Here is a 24,427-nt window from a genome sequence, read left to right as displayed (position 1 = left end):
TCCGGATTCAACAACAGCGTATGTTTTCGCTATTCGCAGCTTAAGACTGCTAAGCTATTGGTTATCAGGCGATCGTTCAGGGGAGTGGGTTTTGAATAGCAGTACGCGGAGAGTGGTTTTCTTTGATCTGGATGGAACCTTACATCAGCAGGATATGTTCGGCAGCTTTTTGCGCTATGTCCTGCGCCACCAGCCGCTAAATGTCCTGCTGGTGATTCCTTTATTACCGGTTATTGCCGCCGGGCTGATGCTGTTCGGACGCGCTGCGCGCTGGCCGATGAGCCTGCTGCTGTGGGCGTCAACTTTTGGCCGCAGCGAGCGTCACCTGAAACGCCTTGAGGCGAGTTTCGCCCGCTGGTTTCGCCAGCACGTCACGGCGTTCCCGGTAGTACAGGCGCGGCTCAACAACTATCTGACCAGCACCGATGCGGACGTCTGGCTGATTACCGGCTCGCCGCAGTCGCTGGTTGAGCAGGTTTATTTTGATACTCCCTGGCTGCCGCGAGTGAACCTGATCGCCAGCCGGATGGAGCGTCGTTGCGGCGGCTGGGGATTAACCCTGCGCTGCCTCGGCAATGAAAAAGTGGCGCAGCTGGAACAAAAAATCGGCGCTCCGCTGCGATTGTACAGCGGCTACAGCGACAGCGAGCAGGATAACCCGCTGCTCTATTTTTGCCAGCACCGCTGGCGGGTGACGCCGCAGGGCGATCTTCAGCAGTTAGAATAGTGTGTAATACATAACGTCCATGTATAATGCGCCCCGCTTTTCTGCAGGAGTGCCCGCTTTGTCTGACCATGAATTAAATGATGAATACTGGATGCGTCACGCTCTGACGCTGGCGAAACGCGCCTGGGAAGAGGGCGAAGTGCCGGTCGGCGCGGTACTGGTGCATAATCATCAGGTCATCGGCGAAGGCTGGAATCGGCCAATCGGACGTCACGATCCGACCGCGCACGCCGAAATTATGGCGCTGCGTCAGGGCGGACTGGTGCAGCAAAACTATCGTCTGATTGACGCAACGCTGTACGTTACCCTTGAACCCTGCGTGATGTGCGCCGGGGCGATGGTCCATAGTCGCATCTCTCGGCTGGTTTTTGGCGCCAGAGATGCGAAAACCGGCGCAGCCGGGTCGCTCATCGACGTGCTGCACCATCCGGGAATGAACCATCGGGTCGAGATAACGGAAGGTATTTTGGCTGAGGCCTGTTCCGGCATGCTGAGCGATTTTTTCCGCTGGCGACGCGAAGAGAAAAAAGCGCTGAAGCGAGCTAGCCGGCAAGTGGAAGGTTAATGCCCCGTACCGGGGATTTTCAGCTTCGCGTTGTCCACCAGCGTTTCTGCGCGGAAGCTGAAAAAGGACATGGCGTACTGCTCTTCCTTACCCAGCTCCTCCGGCATGACTGCCGGATAGTGCTCGCCTAGTGCCGCTATCTGGGCGTCCTTTCTCTCTTTTTCAGAAAGATAGCCCACGAGGCTAATATGATATTTACGGATATTTTCGACGTAGGCGTAGGCTTCGTGGCCGCGTGCAAAGCCGTACTTCAGCCGGCTGTAGTAGCTTTTCTGGCTTAGCAGCGGCAGACGCTGCTTCACATCGGCCCAGCTATTCGGGTTGCCTTTCTGCTTTTTCGTCAGCGCCATTGCGTCGAGCATGTGCGCGTAGCCCATATTGTAAGCCGCCAGCGCAAACCAGATGCGTTCATCCTGCGGGACCGACTCCGGCACTTTATTCATCATATCCTGTAAATAACGCATGCCGCCGTCGAGGCTTTGCTCGGCGTCGGTACGATCGGTCAGGCCCAGACTTTGAGCGGTATTGCGGGTCAGCATCATGATGCCGCGAACGCCGGTCGGGGAGGTGGCCTGCGGATCCCAGTGCGATTCCTGCCATGAGATAGCCGCCAGCAGCCGCCAGTCTATCTGACGGGCATATTTTTCAAACATTGGCTGCAGGTCCGGGAGCACGCTTTCCACGGCGCGCAGGAAGGTACGGGTGTCTACATAATCAAAATCGTTGCCGTGACCAAGGTATTTCTCCTCCAGCCTCGCCAGTGTGCCGTCCTCGTTAATATTATTGAAGAAATCGAGCATTGCCGCCGGCAGGGAGTTGTCCTCACCTTTTTCGCTAAACCAGGTGACCGGCTGCTCGTCGCTGATATCAAGCGCGACGGCCAGCTCCGGATGGACGCGCTGGAACAGGCTGACGGCGACCGAATCAGCAACGGTATAGTCGAGTTTGCCATCAATAACCGCCTGCATCAGCGCCGTCGTCCCGCGTTTCTCGTCCACGCGCCAGTCGAGATCGGGGTATTTTTGCTTTTTTAGGGCCTGAAGATCGTTAATCGCCACGTGTCCGGGAGCAATCGCCAACTGGTCGGCGGTAAGATTTGCCAGGCTGCGCGGACGCAGGCTGCCTTTGCGATAAACCAGCTGTTGCGAAACGGAGTAGTAGGTTGGCCCGACCTGATAGTTCTTCACCCGTTCGGAATTGTAGACCAGGCCGGCAGCCAGCATATCGGCTTTGCCTTCATCGAGGTCATCAAACAGCTGGCTGATATTCTGCCTGACGGTGACTTTTAGCTCGACGCCGAGGTAGTCGGCAAACTGCTGCGCCAGCTCATAATCAAAACCGTAGGTTCGATCGTTAATGGTCGCGAAGGTCATTGGCGAATTAATGGTGCTGATACGCAGTTCTCCGCGCGCCATGATCCCGGCCACGCGGTTTTCCGGCTTACCCATCCACGGGAGAGACGGCCACAGGGCAGCCGCCAGCAGGAGAGTCACAATGCCGATGAGCAGATAATTAATCTTTAATTTTTTCAGATAGTTAATCTTCTGCAGCTTCGGGTTCCTCAGCAGACTATGACCAGAATAAGTAAAAGGTTGTCGTGGAATGAGCGGCATTTTGCTTAAGAATGCGCCAGTTGGCAACTTATTCGCGAGGAGGGTCACATTTATTGATAAACCCCGGCAATCATTTTATTTCTACGCAAACGGTTTCGTCGGGGCGCAGGATTCACTATAATGGCGCCCGTTTCCCCCCTGGCTCACCATGAAAGCTTCGAAGACGAGAGACTTATGATGGAAATTTTGCGTGGTTCACCTGCACTGTCGGCATTCCGTATCAATAAACTGCTGGCACGTTTCCAGGCGGCCAACCTTCCGGTCAGCACGATATATGCCGAGTACGTTCATTTTGCCGACCTTAGCGCCCCGCTCAGCGACAACGATCGCGAGAGTCTGGCAAGGTTGCTCAAGTATGGCCCGAACTTAAGCAGCCATACCCCAACCGGCAAGCTACTGCTCGTTACCCCCCGTCCCGGCACCATCTCTCCCTGGTCTTCTAAAGCTACCGACATCGCCCATAACTGCGGCCTGTCTCAGATTGTGCGCCTTGAGCGCGGCGTCGCGTATTACGTCGAAGCCAGCAGCCTCAACGATGAACAGTGGTCGCTGGTGGCGGCCGAACTTCATGACCGCATGATGGAAAGCGTTTTCGGCACGCTGGAAGAGGGTGAAAAACTGTTTGCCCATCATCAGCCAACGCCGGTCACCAGCGTTGACCTGCTGGGCCTGGGGCGTCAGGCGCTGATTGACGCCAACCTCCGTCTGGGGCTTGCGCTGGCGGATGACGAAATTGACTATCTGCAGGATGCTTTCCAGACGCTGGGCCGCAACCCGAACGATATCGAACTCTATATGTTCGCGCAGGCTAACTCCGAGCACTGCCGACACAAGATTTTTAACGCCGACTGGGTCATCGATGGCGAAAAGCAGCCGAAGTCGCTGTTCAAAATGATCAAAAACACCTTCGAGAAAACCCCGGACTACGTGCTGTCTGCTTATAAAGACAACGCCGCGGTAATGGAAGGTTCAGCCGTGGGGCGCTACTTTGCCGACCACGCAACCGGTCGCTACGACTTCCACCAGGAAGACGCGCATATTCTGATGAAGGTCGAAACCCATAACCACCCGACGGCGATCTCTCCGTGGCCGGGCGCGGCGACAGGTTCCGGCGGCGAAATTCGCGATGAAGGCGCCACCGGACGCGGGGCGAAGCCAAAAGCCGGCCTGGTGGGTTTCTCGGTTTCCAACCTGCGGATTCCGGGGTTTGAACAGCCGTGGGAAGAAGATTTCGGCAAACCGGATCGTATCGTTACCGCGCTGGATATCATGACTGAAGGTCCGCTGGGCGGCGCGGCGTTTAACAACGAATTTGGTCGTCCGGCGCTCAACGGCTATTTCCGTACCTATGAAGAGAAGGTAACCAGCCACAACGGCGAAGAGCTGCGCGGCTACCATAAGCCCATTATGCTGGCGGGCGGAATCGGCAACATTCGCGGCGAACACGTGCAGAAGGGCGAAATTGTCGTCGGCGCGAAGCTGATTGTTCTCGGCGGTCCGGCAATGAACATCGGTCTCGGCGGCGGCGCGGCCTCTTCAATGGCCTCCGGCCAGTCCGATGCCGACCTCGATTTCGCCTCCGTACAGCGCGATAACCCGGAGATGGAACGTCGTTGCCAGGAGGTTATCGACCGCTGCTGGCAGCTGGGCGACGCTAACCCGATTTTGTTTATCCACGATGTCGGCGCTGGCGGTCTGTCGAACGCCATGCCTGAGCTGGTCAGCGACGGCGGACGCGGCGGTAAATTCCAGCTGCGCGATATCCTCAGCGATGAGCCGGGCATGAGCCCGCTGGAGATCTGGTGTAACGAATCGCAGGAACGTTATGTGCTGGCGGTTGCGCCGGAGCAACTGCCGTTGTTTGATGAGCTGTGCCGCCGCGAACGCGCGCCGTACGCGGTGATTGGCGAAGCAACCGAAGCGCTGCATCTGAGCCTTGATGATGCCCATTTTGACGATCGTCCGATCGACCTGCCGCTTGACGTGCTGCTGGGCAAAACGCCGAAAATGACCCGTGACGTGCAGACGTTGAAAGCGCAGGGCCAGAGTCTGCAACGCCAGGGCATCACGATTGCCGACGCGGTGAATCGCGTGCTGCACCTGCCGACGGTCGCGGAGAAAACCTTCCTCGTCACCATTGGCGATCGCACCGTCACCGGTATGGTGGCGCGCGATCAGATGGTGGGGCCGTGGCAGGTTCCGGTGGCTAACTGTGCGGTCACCACCGCCAGCCTCGATAGCTACTACGGCGAAGCGATGTCCATTGGCGAACGTGCGCCGGTGGCGCTGCTGGACTTCGCCGCCTCCGCCCGTCTGGCTGTTGGCGAGGCGCTGACCAACATCGCGGCGACGCAGATTGGCGCGCTCAATCGCGTGAAGCTGTCGGCAAACTGGATGGCCGCTGCCGGTCACCCGGGCGAAGACGCCGGTTTATATGAAGCGGTAAAAGCGGTGGGCGAAGAGCTCTGTCCTGCCCTGGGACTGACTATTCCGGTGGGTAAAGACTCCATGTCGATGAAAACCCGCTGGCAGGAAGGGGCTGAACAGCGCGAGATGACTTCTCCGCTGTCTCTGGTGATTTCCGCCTTTGCCCGCGTGGAAGACGTACGCCGTACCGTCACCCCACAGCTCTCCACCGAAGACAACGCCCTGCTGCTGATTGATTTAGGCAAGGGGAACAATGCGCTGGGCGCGACCGCGCTGGCGCAGGTTTATCGTCAGCTTGGCGATGTGACTGCCGACGTTCGCGATGTCGCGCAGCTGAAAGGCTTCTGGGACGCAATGCAGGCGCTGGTGGCTGAAGATAAGCTGCTGGCCTGGCACGACCGTTCCGACGGCGGTCTGCTGGTCACCCTGGCCGAGATGGCCTTTACCGGCCACTGCGGCGTCAACGTTGATATCGCCGCGCTCGGCGAGGATCGCCTGGCCGCGCTGTTTAACGAAGAGCTTGGCGGCGTCATTCAGGTTCGTGCCGCCGATCGTCAGGCCGTGGAAGCCACGTTGGCCGCTCATGGCCTGGCGGATTGCGTTCACTATATTGGCCAGGCTACGGCGGGCGATCGCTTCGTCATCGAGGCCGACGGTCATCCGGTATTCAGCGAAAGCCGCACCACGCTGCGCATGTGGTGGGCAGAAACCACCTGGCAAATGCAGCGTCTGCGCGATAACCCGGAATGCGCTGACCAGGAGCACGAGGCGAAAGCCAACGATGCCGATCCAGGGCTCAACGTGAAGCTCTCCTTTGATATCAATGAGGATATCGCTGCGCCTTATATTGCCACCGGCGCGCGTCCGAAGGTCGCGGTGCTGCGTGAGCAGGGCGTGAACTCCCATGTAGAAATGGCCGCGGCGTTCCATCGCGCCGGCTTTGATGCCATCGACGTGCACATGAGCGATCTGCTGGCGGGCCGTACCGGTCTTGCTGATTTCCAGGCGCTGGTGGCCTGCGGCGGCTTCTCCTACGGTGACGTTTTAGGCGCCGGTGAAGGCTGGGCGAAATCGATTCTGTTCAATGAGCGGGTTCGCGACGAGTTTGCCACCTTCTTCCATCGTCCGCAGACCCTGGCGCTGGGCGTGTGCAACGGCTGCCAGATGATGTCTAATCTGCGCGAGCTGATCCCGGGCAGCGACCTGTGGCCGCGCTTTGTGCGTAACCAGTCTGACCGCTTTGAAGCGCGCTTCAGCCTGGTTGAAGTGACGCAGAGCCCGTCTCTGCTGCTGCAGGGTATGGTGGGATCGATGATGCCGATTGCCGTATCCCACGGTGAAGGGCAGGTGGAAGTTCGCGATGGTGCGCATCTGGCGCAGCTGGAAAGTAAAGGCCTGGTGGCGCTGCGCTTCGTCGATAACTTCGGTAAGGTGACGGAAAACTATCCGGCCAACCCGAATGGTTCGCCGAACGGTATCACTGCGGTAACCAGCGAAAGCGGGCGCGCGACCATCATGATGCCGCACCCGGAACGCGTGTTCCGCACCGTGTCGAACTCCTGGCACCCGGAAAACTGGGGCGAAGACAGCCCGTGGATGCGTATTTTCCGCAACGCGCGTAAACAGCTGGGCTAAAAATCGTTTACAAATCGAATTAAGCCTCCTGCCCACGCAGGGGGCTTTTTTATTTGTGGGGTACTTCGAAAGCAGGTGTCGGGGATCGCCGACAAACGCGCTATGGTGGTGTCGTCAAAAGGTGACATTTAACTTATTGATTCATAAAGGCATCACTGAATCATTCACCCGATGTTGCTAATAAGCGACACTTTGTACAAAAAGCGACCATCATCATCCGTGCCCATAAATAGTAAAAAGACATTATATTTCATTGTGTTAATGAAATGTTTTGAGATGTGGCATAGTTCGTGCATAATTATAACCAGTGGCTCATTCACCTTCTTATGTCAGCCCCTTCGGGACGCGCTACATAAACTTCGAATGACGCACAAACAGGTGCCTGCCGTCCAACTCCTGATAACAGCTCTGCTTTATCAGTCATCGGGCGAAACGTCGAGTAAGGCACCGCCTCATTTCTTAATAAAGCCAGGCTCCCGTAGCCTGGCTTTATTATACTCGTCGTCTTTTGTGCTACAGGTGCGTTGGCCGCATCTGTTCACCCCGGTCACTTACTTGAGTAAGCTCCCGGGGATTCTCAGCTTTGCCGCCTTCCTGTAACTCAAAATCCATAGAGTATATTGGGTATATTCAGGTAGCATCGTAGTGAGCTAATGATTGAGACCCTATCCGTGAAGCGACTCTCCCTTTTCCCCCGTTCGCTGCGCCAGCTGGTCACGCTATCCTTCGTGCTGATCCTGCTTCCGCTGCTGGTGCTGGCATGGCAGGCGTGGCAAAGCCTTAACGCCCTCAGCGCCCAGGCGGCGCATATTAATCGCACCACCCTTATCGACGCCCGCCGCAGCGAGGCGATGATTAACGCGTCGCTGGAAATGGAGCGTAGCTACCGGCAGTACTGCGTGCTGGACGATCCGACGCTGGCGCGGGTCTATCAAAATCAACGCCAACGCTACAGCGAAATGCTTGACGCTCACGCGGGCGTTCTGCCTGATGAAAAAATCTGGCAGGCGCTGCGTCAGGATCTCGACGATCTGGCCGAGCTGCAGTGTAAAAATAGCGGCCCGGCGGCGAAGTCAGCAGTCAGCCTGGAAGCGTTTGCTTCCGCCAATAGCGACATGGTCCAGGCAACCCGGACGGTGGTCTATTCTCGTGGACAGCAGCTGCAGCAGGAAATCGCCGAGCGCGGCCAGTTCTTCGGCTGGCAGGCGCTGGTGCTGTTCCTGCTCAGCCTGGCGCTGGTGCTGCTGTTCACCCGCATGATTATCGGCCCGGTAAAGGGCATTGAAAGAATGATCAACCGACTGGGCGAGGGGAAATCGCTGGACGATGCCGCGCTGTTTACCGGCCCGCGCGAGCTGCGCTCCGTCGGTAAACGCATTATCTGGCTGAGCGAACGCCTTGCCTGGCTGGAATCCCAGCGCCATCAGTTCCTGCGCCATCTTTCCCATGAGCTGAAAACGCCGCTGGCCAGCATGCGCGAAGGGACGGAACTGCTCGCTGACCGGGTGGCCGGGCCGCTGACGCCCGAGCAGCAGGAGATCGTGGAGATTCTGGATAACAGCAGCCGCAACCTGCAAAAGCTGATTGAGCAGCTGCTGGACTATAACCGCAAACAGGCCGATGGCCCGATTGCGCGCGAGACGGTCAACCTGGCCGAACTGATGGAAAATGTGGTTTCTGCCCATAGCCTGCCGGCAAGAGCTAAAATGATGCATACCGAACTTTTGCTCAGCGAGCGTTTTTGCGAAGCGGAGCCCGCTCTGCTGGTGAGCGTACTGGATAATCTCTACTCCAATGCGGTGCACTATGGTGCTGAATCCGGTAACATTCGAATCCATAGCTATCGGCACGGCGAGCAGGTGCGCATTGACGTCATTAACGACGGCGAGCCGATCCCGTCCGCAGAAAGAAACATGATTTTTGAGCCTTTTTATCAGGGAAGCCACCAGCGTAAAGGGGCGGTAAAAGGCAGCGGTCTGGGGCTGAGCATTGCCCGCGACTGCGTACGGCAAATGCAGGGCGAGCTGAGCCTGGTTGATGAGAAGTCAGGGCTAATCTGTTTTCGTATCACGCTCCCCGTCGCCGAGTCTGGAAAAAATAACGTCTAACTATCGGGTGAATATGTCCCACTTCTTCGCATTTGTCCGTCCCCTCAGGGGATGGCTGCTGTCAGGCATTTCCTGCCTGGCGCTGGCGGGATGTTCCGCCTCTACATCACCATACGCCGCGGATGGCAAAACGCTCTCCGCGCTGCCGCAGCATCAGGTCGCCGATTTTCTTTCGGTGGAGTGCGCTGATATCTGGAATCTGCAAAGCGAAGCCAGCGACAAAAATCCGCTCTACTGGCTGCGTGGAATTGACTGCGCCGATCGTCTTGCTCCGGTGCAGGCACGGGCGGAGGCCCGGCTGCACAGCGGCGACAGCTGGCAGGATGCCTTTAAGCGCGGCATTTTACTGGCTGATGCCAAAATTACGCCTAACGAGCGCCGGGAACTGGTCGCCAGTCTGGATAGCTTCAGCCCGCAAATCGCCCCTCAGGTGCGCCCGCTCTATCAGCTCTGGCGCGATGCCCAGGGCCGGCAGCTTCAGCTGATTGACGAGCGTTCCCGCTACGCCAAACTGCAGCAGTCAAACGATGCGGAGCTGGAGACGCTGCGACAGCAGGAAATTGAGCTACGCAGTCAGCTCGAACTGACGACCCGCAAGCTGGAGAATCTCACCGATATCGAGCGTCAGCTCTCCAGCCGTAAACCCGGCGGGAACTTCAGCTCTGACGCCGGGCACGGCGGCGATAAAGTCCCGGAGGTGATTCATGACGATCCGTAAACCCGCCCGTCTGCTATTAGTGGACGACGATCCGGGGCTGCTGAAGCTGCTGGGTATGCGTCTGGTCAGCGAAGGGTATAGCGTAGTGACCGCCGAGAGCGGGCCGGAGGCGCTGCGCACGCTAAGTCGCGACAAGGTCGATCTGGTGGTCAGCGACCTGCGGATGGATGAGATGGACGGACTCCAGCTGTTCAGCGAAATCCAGAAGGTTCAGCCGGGGATGCCGGTGATCATTCTCACTGCGCACGGTTCCATTCCGGACGCCGTTGCCGCGACCCAGCAGGGCGTGTTTAGCTTTCTCACCAAGCCGGTGGATAAAGACGCCCTTTATAAAGCGATTGATGACGCGCTGGAGCAGAGCGCGCCAACCACCGACGAGCGCTGGCGTCAGGCGATTGTGACCCGTAGCCCGCTGATGGAGCGACTGCTGGAGCAGGCCGGGATGGTGGCGCAGTCGGACGTCAGCGTGCTGATTAACGGCCAGAGCGGTACCGGCAAGGAGATTGTCGCCCAGGCAATTCATAACGCCAGCCCGCGCCGTGATAAACCTTTTGTCGCCATTAACTGCGGCGCGCTTCCCGAACAGTTGCTGGAGTCAGAATTGTTCGGCCACGCGCGCGGCGCTTTTACCGGCGCAGTCAGCAATCGCGAGGGGCTATTCCAGGCCGCGGAAGGCGGGACCCTGTTTCTTGATGAAATTGGCGATATGCCGGTTGCGCTACAGGTGAAACTGCTGCGCGTTCTGCAGGAACGTAAAGTGCGCCCGCTGGGCAGCAATCGCGATATCGATATTGATGTGCGGATTATTTCTGCGACCCATCGCGACCTGCCGAAGGCCATGGCGCGAGGCGAATTTCGTGAAGATCTGTTCTATCGTCTCAACGTGGTGAGTCTGAAAATCCCGCCGCTGGCTGAGCGTACGGAAGATATTCCGCTGCTGGCGAACCATCTGCTGCGCCAGTCTGCCGATCGCCATAAACCTTTTGTCCGCGCATTTTCCACGGATGCGATGAAGCGGCTGATGGCCGCTAAATGGCCGGGCAACGTGCGCCAGCTGGTGAACGTGATTGAGCAGTGCGTGGCGCTGACCTCTTCGCCGGTCATTAGCGACGCCCTGGTAGAGCAGGCGCTGGAAGGGGAAAACACCGCGCTGCCGACGTTTGTCGAAGCGCGGAATCAGTTTGAGCTCAATTACCTGCGCAAGCTGCTGCAAATTACCAAAGGGAACGTCACGCATGCGGCCCGGATGGCCGGGCGCAATCGCACCGAATTTTATAAGCTGCTGTCGCGCCACGAGCTCGACGCTAACGACTTTAAAGAGTAGCTCCGGATGGTGGCGCAAGTTATGATACGGTTAGCAACCGGTTACGCGACTAAAACAGGAACACCATGAAAAAGATTGATGCGATTATTAAACCCTTCAAACTGGATGACGTGCGTGAAGCGCTGGCCGAAGTCGGCATCACCGGTATGACGGTAACGGAAGTGAAAGGCTTTGGCCGTCAGAAGGGGCATACCGAGCTGTATCGCGGCGCGGAGTATATGGTCGATTTTCTGCCGAAAGTGAAAATCGAAATCGTTGTTACCGATGATATCGTCGACACTTGCGTGGATACCATTATCCGTACGGCGCAGACCGGCAAAATCGGCGACGGTAAGATCTTTGTCTTTGATGTCGCGCGCGTGATTCGTATCCGTACCGGCGAAGAAGACGACGCGGCGATTTAAGCTGTCAAACCGGATGGCGGTCCGGAATTCCCGGGCCGCCTGCATTTATCGCTCCGTTTACAGCACCTTGTGCGGGCCGAAGCACTCATAATGAATGTTGCCGCTGCTCACGCCCAGATCTACCAGCTGCTTCGCAGCAAACTGCATAAACGCCACCGGGCCGCAGAGATAGAACTGCATTTGCGGGTCGCCGATTTTGTCGGCCAGCGCCGTTAAATCCATCAAACCTTCACTATCAAACGCGCCGGATTCACGGTCCGCTTCGCTCGGGCTGCGGTACCAGACGTGAGAAGTAAACTTCGGCAGCGTTTCACCCAGCGTTTTCACTTCGTCCGCGAAGGCGTGCACGTCGCCGTTCTCTGCCGCGTGGAACCAGTTCACCTGCGCCGGATGCTGCGCTTTTGCCAGCGTGTCCAGCATTGCCAGCATCGGCGTCTGACCGACGCCGCCGGAGAGCAGCGTGACCGGGGTTTCCGGCGCCACGTTGAGGAAGAAATCACCGGCCGGCGCGGCCAGATAAATCACGTCGCCTTCTTTCGCTGAATCATGCAGCCAGTTTGAAACCTGGCCGCCGTTTTCACGTTTAACCGCGATACGATAGCCTTTACCGTCGGGTTTGCGGGTCAAAGAGTACTGGCGAATTTCCTGATGCGGAAAACCTTCCGGCTTCAGCCAGACCGCCAGATACTGGCCTGGATGATATTCCGCTACCGAGCCGCCGTCGACCGGCTCAAATTCAAAGCTGGTAATCAGCGCGCTGCGCGGCGTTTTTTTGACGATGCGGAATGCGCGGGTGCCTTCCCAGCCGCCGGTTTTGCTGGCGCTTTCGTTATAGATTTGCGCTTCACGATTAATAAAGACGTTGGCCAGCACCCCGTAGGCCTTGCCCCAGGCATCCAGTACTTCCTGGCCCGGACTGAACATCTCATCGAGGGTCGCCAGCAGGTGAGTACCAACAATATTGTACTGCTCGGGTTGAATCTGGAAGCTGGTGTGCTTCTGGGCGATTTTCTCTACCGCCGGCAGCAGGGCGGGCAGGTTCTCGAGATTGCTGGCATAGGCGGCAATAGCGTTGAACAGCGCCTCGCGCTGGTCGCCGTTGCGCTGATTGCTCATATTGAAGATTTCTTTTAATTCGGGATTGTGAGCAAACATGCGGTCGTAAAAATGAGCGGTCAGTTTTGGACCGGTTTCAACCAGCAGGGGGATGGTGGCTTTCACCGTAGCGATGGTCTGGGCGTCGAGCATAGCAGCTTCCTTTATAAGTTATCTTAATGATGCATATTAAATGCATCTTATAAAAATACCCCTGCTTTGTAAATGGTTCTTTAACGCTTTACCTTAAGACAGTTACAACATGAATTATTTGCATCACAAACCTGAAAAGAAATCCGTTGATAATCGAAGGTGCTTTATTGCTCAAAGCCTTGTGTAATGCGGAGCCAATCGTTTGCGTAAAATCCTTTGTCAAGACCTGTTATCGCAGAATGATTCAGTTATACTGTGGGCCGTTGTCCAGGTGGACCGCCTTTTTAGGCCGAAATTTTATTGTTAGCTGAGTCAGGAGATGCGGATGTTAAAGCGTGAAATGAACATTGCCGATTATGATGCCGAACTGTGGCAGGCTATGGAGCAAGAAAAAGTACGTCAGGAAGAGCACATCGAATTGATCGCCTCCGAAAACTACACCAGCCCGCGCGTAATGCAGGCGCAGGGCTCTCAGCTGACCAACAAATACGCTGAAGGATACCCGGGCAAGCGCTACTACGGCGGCTGTGAATACGTCGATATCGTAGAGCAGCTGGCTATTGACCGCGCTAAAGAACTGTTCGGCGCTGACTACGCTAACGTGCAGCCGCACTCCGGCTCCCAGGCGAACTTCGCGGTCTATACCGCTCTGCTGCAGCCGGGCGATACCGTTCTGGGTATGAACCTGGCGCAAGGTGGCCACTTGACTCACGGCTCTCCGGTCAACTTCTCTGGCAAACTGTACAACATCATCCCTTACGGTATCGATGAGTCCGGTAAAATTGACTATGACGATATGGCTAAGCAGGCTCAGGAACATAAACCGAAGATGATTATCGGTGGTTTCTCGGCTTATTCCGGCGTGGTTGACTGGGCAAAAATGCGTGAAATCGCTGACAGCATCGGCGCATACCTGTTCGTCGATATGGCTCACGTTGCCGGTCTGATCGCCGCAGGCGTTTACCCGAACCCGGTTCCGCATGCTCACGTCGTGACCACCACCACCCACAAAACCCTGGCTGGTCCGCGCGGCGGCCTGATCCTGGCGAAAGGCGGCAGCGAAGAGCTGTACAAAAAACTGAACTCTGCCGTATTCCCGAGCGCCCAGGGCGGCCCGCTGATGCACGTTATCGCGGCGAAAGCCGTCGCGCTGAAAGAAGCGATGGAGCCAGAGTTCAAAGTTTACCAGCAGCAGGTAGCGAAAAACGCTAAAGCGATGGTCGAAGTGTTCCTGAACCGCGGCTACAAAGTGGTTTCCGGCGGCACTGAAAACCATCTTTTCCTGCTGGATCTGGTCGATAAAAACCTGACCGGTAAAGAAGCTGACGCAGCCCTGGGCCGCGCCAACATCACCGTCAACAAAAACAGCGTGCCGAACGATCCGAAGAGCCCGTTTGTGACCTCCGGTATCCGTATCGGTTCTCCGGCGGTGACCCGTCGCGGCTTTAAGGAAGCAGAAGTCAAAGAGCTGGCCGGCTGGATGTGCGACGTGCTGGACAACATCAATGACGAAGCGGTCATTGAGCGCGTGAAGGGTAAAGTGCTGGATATCTGCGCACGCTTCCCGGTCTATGCGTAAGCGTTAGCGTTGAGCTAAAAAAGGCCGCTGATGCGGCCTTTTTTGTGCCTGTTGATTAGCGGCGGTCGAGCGAAATCGCTCCGGGCCCGGTTATTGCCAGCAGCAGGAAGGCTCCGGCAATACTGACGTTTTTCCAGAAGTTAATCATGTTCGGTAGTACCGCATCGCCGGACATATTCCAGTAGTGATGGCCAATCACCGCGGTGCCAAGAGTATAAAAAATAAAGATCACCGCCAGCGGGCGGGTGAAAAAGCCCAGCACAATTAAAATGGCCGCCGGCACCTCCATAATAATGGCAATGATGGCCGCAAGCGTTGGCATCGGCGCGCCGGAGGAGGCCATATACTGCACCGTGCCGCTAAAGCCGAGCAGCTTGGGATAACCGAAAAGAATAAACAGCACCACTACCGCGATACGCGCAATCAGCAGCAGCAGAGAGCGGGAGGAACCAAAGTCAAAGTAGCGTAGAGTGTTCATGATCAGCTCGTTATGAGAGACGTGTGATTTAAACGTAATACACAAATTTGCGCTCCGCCACGTCCCCCTGACGATTAACGCAGCGTCTGCAGTTGCTCCTCAACATACAGATAACCGATCCCCATCAGCTGCTGAGCGCGGGTCAGTGTGCCAAAACCGATTTGGGTGGCATGCGCTCTCGGCGTATCGCCGTGGTCAAACGGATTAAAGCCGGTTTGTTTGACGATACTCTCCAGCCACTGTTCGCCAAAAGCACAGCTGCGACCGTATAGCCAGATCTGGTTAATATTCAAAATATTTAAGAAATTATAAAGACTTAAGCCAATAGCGTTGGCGGCGTTATCAACCCATGCGCGAATATGCACGTCTCCCTGTTCCCAGGCCTCAATGAGCGATGCCGTGGTTAACTGCTCCGGAGATCGCTGCGCCTCAGGCTGGGTTTTAAGCCACATCCGCGCCTGTTTTTTCAACGCGCTGAGGGAGGCTACGGTTTCAAGACAGCCATATCTCCCGCAGTCGCAGGCTTTGCCGTCAGGGTTCACAATCGTGTGTCCAATCTGCCCGCTGCCGTAGAGGCTTCCTCGATAAATCTGATCGTTAATCACAAACGATGATCCAATACCGTAATCGACGTTGATCACGCAAAAATCCGGTTGTGGGCCCGGATGCTGCCATTTCTCCGCCAGCGCCAGCATCACGCAGTCATTATCTACCCGTACCTGCACGCCGAGCTGTTCTTCCAGCAGATACTTTATTTCAATCGGCGTTTTCCAGCGCGCCTGGGGCATGGTTTGTGAAACGCCGGTGATCGGATCAACCTGACCATGGACGCCAAGGGCGAGATTGATGCTGTGCTGCGGGTAGAGGCGGTGGATACGCCGCCAGCATTCCACGATGGCCTCCAGAAGGGCCTGCGGCGTAGGGGCATCGATGGGCAAATGCTGGTGGCCGTCAACCGCCAGTAGACGGGCATCGGCAAGCTGATACTCAATACTGGTCGGCGTAATATTCATGCATAGCGTCCAGGCTCCGCGCGCGGGGATCTGGTAGCTTCCGCTGTTCACGCCGCGTTTGCTCATTTTTTCCGTGGAGTGATCGATCAGTCCCTCGCTGAGCAGCTCTTCAAGAATATTGCTCACCGCCGGAATAGAGAGTCCGGTGAGCTGAGAAAGCTGGGATTTACTCAGCTGCTTCTCCCGCCAGAGATGAGCCAAAAAAATGGATTTATTGGCCTGTCTGACCCGGGCATTATTTAAACCGGTACGCTGCATACACTTAACTCCCTTAACTTTATTGCGTGAGCATTGCGCATTTTAGCAGCTAAGTGACGATATAAACTCCTCTCATAGCGAATTTTACCTTACTTTGTTTAGTGGAGGCGTCATGTACGGTTCGGTTAAGGTCTGGCAGGAAATAATTACATTACCTACGTGGACAACGGGGGCGGAGGATCCGAACCCCATGTTTCTGGAAAAACGCGTTTATCAAGGTTCTTCAGGTAACGTCTATCCCTACGGCGTGATTGACACCCTGACCGGCGAACGTGAGATGCGCGATTATCAGGCAGTATGGATGGAGAATGATTTCATTCGAATTATGCTGTTACCGGAACTCGGCGGCCGTATACATCGGGCGTATGACAAGGTTAAACAGCGCGATTTCGTGTATTACAATGAAGTTGTGAAGCCCGCCCTGGTGGGGCTGCTGGGGCCATGGATCTCCGGCGGTATCGAGTTCAACTGGCCGCAGCATCATCGCCCGACGACCTTTATGCCGGTCGACTTTTCGATCCAGTGCGGGGAAAACGGCGTGCAGACCGTATGGATGGGGGAAGCGGAGCCCATGCGCGGTTTGCAGGTCATGACCGGGTTTACTCTCTATCCTGACCGCGCGCTGATTGAAATTACCGGTAAGGTCTTTAATGGTAACGCCACGCCGCGCCATTTCCTGTGGTGGGCCAACCCGGCGGTAAAAGGCGGCGATGCTCACCAGAGCGTTTTCCCGCCCGACGTCACCGCCGTGTTCGATCACGGCAAGCGCGATGTTTCCGCTTTCCCTATTGCCACCGGTACCTACTACAAAGTCGACTATTCTGCGGGCGTCGATATCTCCCGTTATAAAAACGTTCCTGTGCCCACCTCGTATATGGCGGAGAAATCGGATTACGATTTTGTCGGCGCTTATCACCATGACGAGCGCGGTGGGCTACTGCATGTTGCCGATCATCACATCTCTCCGGGCAAAAAACAGTGGAGCTGGGGCTATGGCGACTTTGGCCAGGCATGGGACCGCAATCTGACCGACGAAAATGGCCCTTATATTGAGCTGATGACTGGCGTCTACACCGATAACCAGCCTGACTTTACCTGGCTTGCGCCTTATGAAGAGAAGATTTTTGTGCAAAATTTCCTTCCCTATAGCGAGCTGGGAATGGTGCAAAATGCCAATACGCAGCTGGCGCTGAAGCTGGTTCGCGAGTCTGAGCAGCTACAGCTCGGCGTTTACGCCATTGCGCCGCTGGAAAATATCGTTGTTGAACTCAGTGCTGAACAGCAGCCGCTGTATGAAACTCAGCTTACGCTGAAGCCCGGCGAGAGTTGGCGGCATACGCTGCCGGAACATGACGTCGGTCGCTTGACCATCAAGGTGAAAAGTGCAGACAAGCAAGTGCTACTGGATTATCACGAACATATTACTCAGCAGACGCCGCTGCCCGAACCGGCCTCAGCGCCAGCGATGCCGGAAGAGATTCACAACGGTGATGAGCTCTATTTTATCGGCCAGCATCTTGAACAATACAATCACGCCAGCCGCTATGCCGCAGATTACTATCGCCGGGCGATAGCCCTCGATCCGCAGGATTATCGCAATAATGTTGCCCTCGGGACGCTGGCGTTTAACCAGGCCGACTGGGTTTTAGCGGAGCAATGCTCCCGCGCCGCGCTACTTCGCGCCCATCGTCTGAATAAAAATCCGCGCGATGGCGAAGCCAGTATGCTGCTTGCCAGCGCGCTGGAAAGGCAGGGAGATGAACAAGGCGCCTGGGATCACTATTACAAAGCATCCTGGAGCGGTAACTGCCGCGATGCTGCATGGTGGGCGCTGGCAAGGCTGGCGATGAAGCGTGGTGATACGGCCGACGCGCTGGAAAAGGTCAACACCAGTCTGCAGTTCAACGCCAGCAACAATCTGGCTATGGGGCTGAAAGCGCTGGCGTTAGCGGACAGCGGGCGGACGAAAGCGGCGCAGGAGTATATTTTCGCCTGTCTTAAACAATACCCGTTGAGCTATCCGCTGCACTGCGCGCGCTGGATGATTGAGCCCAGCGACGAAGCGCGAGAGAACCTACTGCGGGTAACGGGGCGCAGAGGGATCAACGGCAGCCTGCTGGCGGGCTGGCTGCTTTCTATCGGACAGAAGCAGGCGGCGAAAGAGATGCTTGAGGTGCTGGATTGCCAGGAAGCGCTGCCGATGCTGTGGCGAGCCTCGTTAAGCGATGACGCAAATAAACGGCAATGGTTGATTGCCGAAGCCGAGCGCTGCCATCCGCAAAAAGTGCGTTTCCCCAATACGCTCGAAGAAGTTCAGATGCTGCAAACCCTGAGCGACAGCGCTTTCGCCCGCTATCTGCTCGGTTGCTTCTGGTACAGCAAACGACGCTATGAAGAGGCGGTCAGTTGCTGGCGCGAGACGCTGGCAAAATCACCCGACTATGCGCCCGCTCATCGCCTGCTCGGGGTTTACGCCTGGAACAAACAACAAGATGCAGCGCAGGCGCTGGCTTATCTACAGCGCGCCGTAGAGCTTGAGCCCGAAAACGCGCGCTTCCTCTTTGAGCTTGATTTTCTGCAAAAATCACTGGGTACGCCGGTAAACGAACGACTGGAGAAGCTGGCGGCGCGCAAATCGGTGGTGCTGAAGCGGGACGATCTGACCGCTGAGCTGCTAAGCCTGTGGAATGCTTCCGGCCATTATGCCGATGCCGCCGCTATTCTCGGTACGCGCGTGTTTCATCCCTGGGAAGGCGGGGAAGGGAAAATCACCGGTCAGTATTTGCTCAATCAGCTGCATCGGGCTTTGCAGTTTATTGAACGCGAGGCGTTTAGGCAGGCTGCGGACTGTCTGAAAGACGCATTACGCTATCCCGATAATCTGGGGGAGGGGCGACTGCCCGGGCAGACGGACAACGATATCTGGTATTTGCTGGGCTACTGCACGGAACAGGCTGGGGATGCGCAGCAGGCAGAGGAATATTATCAGCTTGCCCTACAAGGAGGCTCAACGCTGGACGCCGGGCGTTACTACAACGATCAGCCCGCTGATTACCTTTTCTGGCAGGGCATCGCGCTGCGTAAGAGCGGTAACCCGGCGCAGGCCGAGCAGCACTTCCAGAATTTTATCACCTGGGCCGGGCAGCATCGGGATGACGTTCCGCAAGCCGACTTTTTTGCCGTCTCTCTTCCGGATTTGGTGGTGCTTGATGTCTCAGCGCAGCAGCAACATCAGCAGCACTGCTTGTTTATTGAAGCGCTGGGCCATCTGGGGCTGGGGAATGTATCCGCCAGCCAGCAGGCGATGCAGCGGCTTCTGCAACTGAACCCGGCTCATGATAAGGCGCATTTGATTCGTCATGCCCTGCAAAGCGGCATTTTTTCCTGAACCTCAAATGGGCGGGCCTGGCTCGCCTGTACCCTACTGTTCCCTGCGTTTCCCTTATAGAGGAATCATTATGAATAACGCGCAGACACATCTCAAAATGGGCTACGTCTGGACTATCTGTCTGGTCGCCGCCTGCGGTGGTTTACTGTTTGGCTATGACTGGGTAGTCATCGGCGGCGCTAAGCCATTTTATGAAGCCTGGTTTTCCATTACCGACCCGGCACAATCCGGCTGGGCTATGAGTTCGGCGCTGGTGGGCTGCGTTTTCGGCGCATTAATCTCGGGATGGTGCGCCGATAAACTCGGGCGCAAGCTGCCCTTAATACTTTCCGCCGTGCTGTTCAGCGCGTCGGCGTGGGGGACGGCGGTCGCCAGCAGTTTCGACATGTTTGTGGTTTACCGCATTGTGGGCGGCGTGGGGATTGGTCTGGCATCCGCTCTCAGCCCGCTTTACATCGCCGAAGTCAGCCCGGCAGAAAAAAGAGGGCGCTTTGTTGCGGTCAACCAGCTCACTATCGTGATTGGCGTGCTGGCCGCTCAGCTTATTAACCTGATGATTGCGGAACCCGTAGAGACGGGGGCGACGCAGCAAATGATTGTAGAAACCTGGAACGGGCAGATGGGCTGGCGCTGGATGTTCGGCGCAGAACTGGTTCCGGCGCTGGCGTTTCTGGTACTGATGTTTTTTGTTCCCGAATCGCCGCGCTGGCTTATGAAAGCCGGTAAGCCTGAGCGTGCCCGAGCCGCGCTGGAACGTATTGGTTCTGCCGACTATGCCGACAGAATATTACGCGACATTGCGCACACGCTGGAAAAAGATAACCATAAAGTATCCTATGGCGCACTGCTGGCTCCGCAGGTGAAACCGATCGTTATCATTGGCATGGTTCTCGCCGTTTTCCAGCAGTGGTGCGGAATCAACGTCATCTTTAACTACGCACAGGAGATTTTTGCCTCAGCGGGCTTCGATATTAACAGCACGCTTAAATCGATCGTCGCGACGGGGGTTGTAAACCTGGTATTTACCCTCGCCGCGCTGCCGCTGGTGGATAAAATCGGCCGCCGTAAACTGATGCTGCTTGGCGCTTCAGGCTTGACGCTGATCTATGTGCTGATTGCCGGCGCTTACGCCATGGGCATTATGGGCTGGCCGGTACTGCTGCTGGTGCTGGCGGCTATTGCCATTTACGCCTTGACCCTGGCGCCGGTCACCTGGGTACTGCTGGCTGAAATCTTCCCCAACCGCGTTCGCGGACTCGCCATGTCTTTAGGTACCCTGGCGCTGTGGATTGCCTGTTTCTTGTTAACCTACACTTTCCCTCTGCTTAATGCCGGACTGGGCGCGGCGGGCAGCTTCTTGCTGTATGGCATCATTTGCGCTGCCGGCTATCTCTATATTCTGCGCAACGTGCCGGAAACAAAGGGGATCACTCTCGAAGCCCTGGAAGAACAGCTGGCGCAACGCCATACGGGCGTTAATGCGGCGAAGCAGGAGCCGACGCGCTAATGGCGGAAGAGTGGATTATGGAGAACGCGCATCTGCGGATGTGCGTCTCTTCTCTGGGCGGCAAAGTGCAAAGTTTATTCTCGCGGCAATATCAGGCGCCGGTGCTATATGAAAATCCCGCTGGCGGCATGTTTCCGATGCTGCCGATGGCCAATCGCGTTGCCGGAAATCGCTTCATTTTTCAGGGCCGCGAGATAGTCCTGCCACGTCACCACGCCGACGCGCATTTTTTTCTCCACGGCGACGGTTGGCTGCAGTGCTGGGATATCATTGCGCGCGGCGGCGATTTTTGCGTGTTACAGCTGCGTCGGCAACATGTCTGCGGTTTCGATTACCTGGCGCAGATCCGCTATCAGTTGCTGCGTAACCAACTGATAGCGTCGCTGACGCTTACCCACTGCGGTAGCACGCCTATCCCCTACGGCTGCGGTTTTCATCCCTTTTTCTCCTTTGATAAGCGCAGCACGGTGCAGTTTGCCGCCAGTGGCTACTGGCCGGAAGGGGAACAGCACCTTCCTCTGAACTGGCAAAGCCCTCTTCCCGGCTATGCCGATTTCAGTCACCCGCAGTACGGTGAGGATCGCTGGCTAAACGTCGGCTATTCCGGCTGGAGTGGACGAGCGAGGATAGTAAGTAATGTGATGAATATCGCAATTCTTTCGCAAACTTCGTGGTTGATGCTCTTTAGAATGCAGGGTGAACCGTTCCTTTGCCTCGAGCCGCAAACTCACCCGGTAAACGCCCATAACATGGACGGCCAGCCGGGGCTGCGGGTTTTGGGCACCGGAGATACGCTGAATTTTTCGCTAAAAATAGACGTTCAGGGGCGCGAGTAGCGCCATTTTTGGGGCGAGGGCATCTTGCACCCGCCCCGCTTTATCGCCAGACTGTCGCCTCCATTCGGGAGGGAATCATGGTCTTACACTCCACGCGCTGGCTGGCGCTTAGTTACTTCACCTATTTCTTTAGCTACGGTATCTTCCTGCCTTTCTGGAGCGTCTGGCTTTCCGGACTTGGCCTGACGCCGGAAACCATCGGTATGCTGCTCGGCGCCGGGCTGGTGTCGCGTTTTCTTGGCAGCCTGCTGATTGCGCCGCGGGTCAGCGACCCGTCCCGACTGATCTCTTCTCTACGCATTCTGGCTTTGCTGACGCTGCTTTTTGCGCTCGCATTTTGGGTCGGCCATCATGTCGCCTGGCTAATGGTGATTATCGTCGGCTTTAACCTCTTTTTCTCGCCGCTGGTGCCGCTCACCGACGCGCTGGCGAATACCTGGCAAAAGCAGATCACCATGGACTACGGGCGCGTGCGTCTGTGGGGATCGATAGCTTTCGTCATTGGTTCGGCGCTAACCGGGAAGCTGGTCAGCCTGTATGACTACCGGATGATACTGGTGATGCTCAGCGTCGGTATTGCTTCAATGCTGCTCGGCATGCTGCTGAAACCGTCGGTGCAGCCGCAGGGAGAGTCCCGCCAGCAGGAAGCGGCCGGCCTGGCGGCCTGGCTTACGCTGGTGCGGCAAAGCTGGCGCTTCCTCGCCTGCGTCTGTTTGCTGCAGGGAGCGCACGCCGCCTACTACGGATTTAGCGCTATCTACTGGCAGGAGGCGGGGTATTCGGCCTCCGCGGTGGGCTATCTGTGGTCGCTTGGCGTGGTGGCGGAAGTGGTGATTTTCGCGCTGAGCAAAAAAGTCTTCCGTCGCTTTAGCGCCCGCGATCTACTGCTGCTGTCCGCGGTGTGCGGGCTGATTCGCTGGACGTTGATGGGCTGGACGACGGCGCTACCCTGGCTTATCGTCGCGCAGATCCTCCACTGCGGCACCTTTACGGTGTGCCATCTGGCGGCGATGCGCTATATCGCAGCGCGTCAGGGCAGCGAAGTGATCCGCCTGCAGGCGGTCTACTCCGCCGTCGCGATGGGCGGCAGCATTGCGGTGATGACGGTATTTGCCGGTTTCCTCTACCAGCATCTGCACCAGGGCGTGTTCTGGGTAATGGCGTTGGTGGCCTTACCGGCGCTGGTGGTGAGGCCAAAAGCGGTAGCCTAGGCCTCCAGCATTTTGCAAATCTGCTGCTGCTGATGATCGCTGAACGCCTCTTCAGCATGAAACAGCGGCGGTGAAAACAGCGGTAGCGCGGTGGTATAGGGAGTGACGATCAGCGTCACTTCCTTCGGGGCGCCCTCTTTCTGAAAGGTGCTCACGCTCAAATACTTGATATTGAGCGGCAACAGGGTTAACTCGCGCAGCTGCTGCTCCAGCGACTGCTCAAGATCCGGATTATCATCGGTAAGCAGCACCACCTGCTTCTCTTGCAGATCGCTTTTTTGCATCAGCCATGCGCCGAAAATCACCGCGATCAGGCTGACTTCCTCCTGGCTAAACCGCACTTGCCAGCTGGCTTCAAACTCCTCCAGTGCGGCCTGGGTGGTGCGCATCAGGCGGGGATAAAGACGGCCAATTTCCTCCGGCAGCGCGTTATCGATACCGATAGCGAAAACGCTGCGATGTAACGCCTGCGAGAGGTGGATATAGAGTTGATCGCTGAGCCCCTGTTCATCGCTAAACGGACGACCCGCCAGGTTCTGAAAGCGGTGAATCAGGCCAGATATAGCCAGATGCAGACGTCGATCCTGCTGATGACCATCGCGAATAGGATCGGGAGTTTTCAACAGCATAAACAGCAGGGTCAAAAACAGCTGTTCTCCTGCGTGGGGCGCTGCCGCAACCCGCCGCTGCCAGTGGCGGACAATCTCCTCCGCGAGGGCAAATTCGGCGGCGGCCTGCGCCCAGCGCTGCTGCTCGTGAGTGAAAGAGGGACTCTGCCCAAGGTGGTGCTGCAGCAAACAATACTGTAAATAAAGACGCAGAAAATGCACGTCGCGGCAGTCAAACTGCCGGTTCAGGGCGCGCGAGCAGCGGTTGACCAATGCCTGAAGATTGGTGTCATCATAGAGCGTGCGTGCGATACCTTGCTGTTTAAGCTGCGTTTTCAGAGCCGGGGTAAAATGGTGGCTGACAAAATGCGGGCACAGGCGCAGCCCGCGGCGCAGGCCGTGCAGCAGGCATAAGCGTTGATCGAGCGCGGCGCCTTCCATCCGATAGCTGCCGTCCGCTTGTGAAGTCAGGGTCAAGCGGTGATAACGCTGAATTTCGCGTCCCGTCTCCGCGATGTCCTGCCGGGCGGTATCCTCATCAACCTGGGTGAGGTTACCCAGCCATTCGGGCGTCACGGACTGCCCGGGCAGATAAAACATCAGGAGCACCTGGCTACGGCGCTGTGGACTGGAAAGCACAGATGGTGGTTCAATCACTGTCATCATCCGGTTAGTTCCAGTTAGGGTTTTCGTTAAGAGTAGTTAATGTATTGCGGGTGAACAGGGCATTTCCGGGTCTTTACATCAGGATTGCTGGCGGGGTTCACAGAATTTTTCACG

At 56.7% G+C, this 24,427-nt stretch carries 17 protein-coding genes; 12 read left to right on the top strand and 5 right to left on the bottom strand.

Annotated features, from left to right (window positions below):
• Positions 1-91 precede the first annotated feature (91 nt).
• Positions 92-727 carry a phosphatidylglycerophosphatase C gene (gene yfhb / locus HMPREF3178_RS02940; RefSeq protein WP_004104558.1) on the top strand — a complete coding sequence of 212 codons (636 nt, stop codon included), beginning with the start codon at positions 92-94 and terminating at the stop codon, positions 725-727.
• Positions 728-785: 58 nt separating this feature from the next.
• A complete protein-coding gene (gene tadA, locus HMPREF3178_RS02935) occupies positions 786-1,292 on the top strand; it encodes a tRNA adenosine(34) deaminase TadA (RefSeq protein ID WP_004104556.1) in 507 nt (168 codons plus the stop codon).
• On the opposite strand, the gene mltF is transcribed toward tadA, so the two are convergent.
• Positions 1,289-2,905, bottom strand: coding sequence for a membrane-bound lytic murein transglycosylase MltF (gene mltF / locus HMPREF3178_RS02930; protein ID WP_004104554.1), 1,617 nt, complete (start codon positions 2,903-2,905; stop codon positions 1,289-1,291). The genes tadA and mltF overlap by 4 nt on opposite strands.
• 174 nt (positions 2,906-3,079) lie before the next feature.
• Between mltF and purL the strand changes: the two genes are divergently transcribed.
• From purL to glnB, 5 genes are all read left to right on the top strand, one after another.
• Positions 3,080-6,967: a phosphoribosylformylglycinamidine synthase gene (gene purL, locus HMPREF3178_RS02920; RefSeq protein WP_024274563.1), complete on the top strand. Its 3,888-nt coding sequence runs from the start codon at positions 3,080-3,082 to the stop codon at positions 6,965-6,967.
• 671 nt (positions 6,968-7,638) lie between these two features.
• The gene (locus HMPREF3178_RS02915; RefSeq protein WP_024274562.1) at positions 7,639-9,075 is read left to right on the top strand and encodes a sensor histidine kinase; all 1,437 of its coding nucleotides are present in this window, start codon (positions 7,639-7,641) and stop codon (positions 9,073-9,075) included.
• A gap of 13 nt (positions 9,076-9,088) precedes the next feature.
• Positions 9,089-9,793: a two-component system QseEF-associated lipoprotein QseG gene (gene qseG, locus HMPREF3178_RS02910; RefSeq protein WP_017145533.1), complete on the top strand. Its 705-nt coding sequence runs from the start codon at positions 9,089-9,091 to the stop codon at positions 9,791-9,793.
• Positions 9,780-11,117: a two-component system response regulator GlrR gene (glrR, locus tag HMPREF3178_RS02905; protein WP_017145534.1), complete on the top strand. Its 1,338-nt coding sequence runs from the start codon at positions 9,780-9,782 to the stop codon at positions 11,115-11,117. Before qseG ends, glrR begins: the two co-directional genes overlap by 14 nt.
• Before the next feature lie 65 nt (positions 11,118-11,182).
• A complete protein-coding gene (gene glnB, locus HMPREF3178_RS02900; protein WP_002914032.1) occupies positions 11,183-11,521 on the top strand; it encodes a nitrogen regulatory protein P-II in 339 nt (112 codons plus the stop codon).
• Between the two features lie 57 nt (positions 11,522-11,578).
• On the opposite strand, the gene hmpA is transcribed toward glnB, so the two are convergent.
• Positions 11,579-12,769, bottom strand: a complete 1,191-nt coding sequence (gene hmpA / locus HMPREF3178_RS02895; RefSeq protein ID WP_017145535.1) for an NO-inducible flavohemoprotein — start codon at positions 12,767-12,769, stop codon at positions 11,579-11,581.
• Positions 12,770-13,094: 325 nt separating this feature from the next.
• On the opposite strand from hmpA, the gene glyA reads away from it, so the two are divergent.
• Positions 13,095-14,348, top strand: a complete 1,254-nt coding sequence (gene glyA, locus HMPREF3178_RS02890; protein WP_004104543.1) for a serine hydroxymethyltransferase — start codon at positions 13,095-13,097, stop codon at positions 14,346-14,348.
• A gap of 55 nt (positions 14,349-14,403) precedes the next feature.
• Here glyA and HMPREF3178_RS02885 read toward each other — a convergent pair whose 3' ends face one another.
• Together HMPREF3178_RS02885 and HMPREF3178_RS02880 are read right to left on the bottom strand one after the other, a co-directional pair.
• On the bottom strand, positions 14,404-14,826 hold the full coding sequence (locus HMPREF3178_RS02885) for a DoxX family protein (protein ID WP_024274561.1): 423 nt from the start codon (positions 14,824-14,826) through the stop codon (positions 14,404-14,406).
• 74 nt (positions 14,827-14,900) lie between these two features.
• The gene (locus tag HMPREF3178_RS02880) at positions 14,901-16,097 is read right to left on the bottom strand and encodes an ROK family transcriptional regulator (RefSeq protein WP_017145536.1); all 1,197 of its coding nucleotides are present in this window, start codon (positions 16,095-16,097) and stop codon (positions 14,901-14,903) included.
• A gap of 112 nt (positions 16,098-16,209) precedes the next feature.
• On the opposite strand from HMPREF3178_RS02880, the gene HMPREF3178_RS02875 reads away from it, so the two are divergent.
• The 4 genes from HMPREF3178_RS02875 to HMPREF3178_RS02860 all read left to right on the top strand — a co-directional run bounded on the left by HMPREF3178_RS02875 (position 16,210) and on the right by HMPREF3178_RS02860 (position 23,039).
• Positions 16,210-19,485, top strand: a complete 3,276-nt coding sequence (locus HMPREF3178_RS02875; protein WP_029496793.1) for a DUF5107 domain-containing protein — start codon at positions 16,210-16,212, stop codon at positions 19,483-19,485.
• Positions 19,486-19,555: 70 nt separating this feature from the next.
• Positions 19,556-20,992, top strand: a complete 1,437-nt coding sequence (locus tag HMPREF3178_RS02870; protein ID WP_017145538.1) for a sugar porter family MFS transporter — start codon at positions 19,556-19,558, stop codon at positions 20,990-20,992.
• Entirely contained in the window at positions 20,992-21,828 is an 837-nt protein-coding gene (locus tag HMPREF3178_RS02865; RefSeq protein WP_017145539.1) for an aldose 1-epimerase, read from the top strand. Before HMPREF3178_RS02870 ends, HMPREF3178_RS02865 begins: the two co-directional genes overlap by 1 nt.
• A gap of 77 nt (positions 21,829-21,905) precedes the next feature.
• Positions 21,906-23,039, top strand: a complete 1,134-nt coding sequence (locus HMPREF3178_RS02860) for a 3-phenylpropionate MFS transporter (RefSeq protein WP_004104522.1) — start codon at positions 21,906-21,908, stop codon at positions 23,037-23,039.
• Here HMPREF3178_RS02860 and csiE read toward each other — a convergent pair.
• On the bottom strand, positions 23,036-24,313 hold the full coding sequence (gene csiE / locus HMPREF3178_RS02855; RefSeq protein ID WP_004104520.1) for a stationary phase inducible protein CsiE: 1,278 nt from the start codon (positions 24,311-24,313) through the stop codon (positions 23,036-23,038). The genes HMPREF3178_RS02860 and csiE overlap by 4 nt on opposite strands.
• Positions 24,314-24,427: the final 114 nt, after the last annotated feature.

Source organism: Klebsiella sp. HMSC09D12, from assembly GCF_001808475.1.
GTDB classification, from domain to species: domain Bacteria; phylum Pseudomonadota; class Gammaproteobacteria; order Enterobacterales; family Enterobacteriaceae; genus Klebsiella; species Klebsiella oxytoca.
Note: the sequence above shows the minus strand (reverse complement) of the source record. Positions and strands in the feature narration are given on the sequence as shown.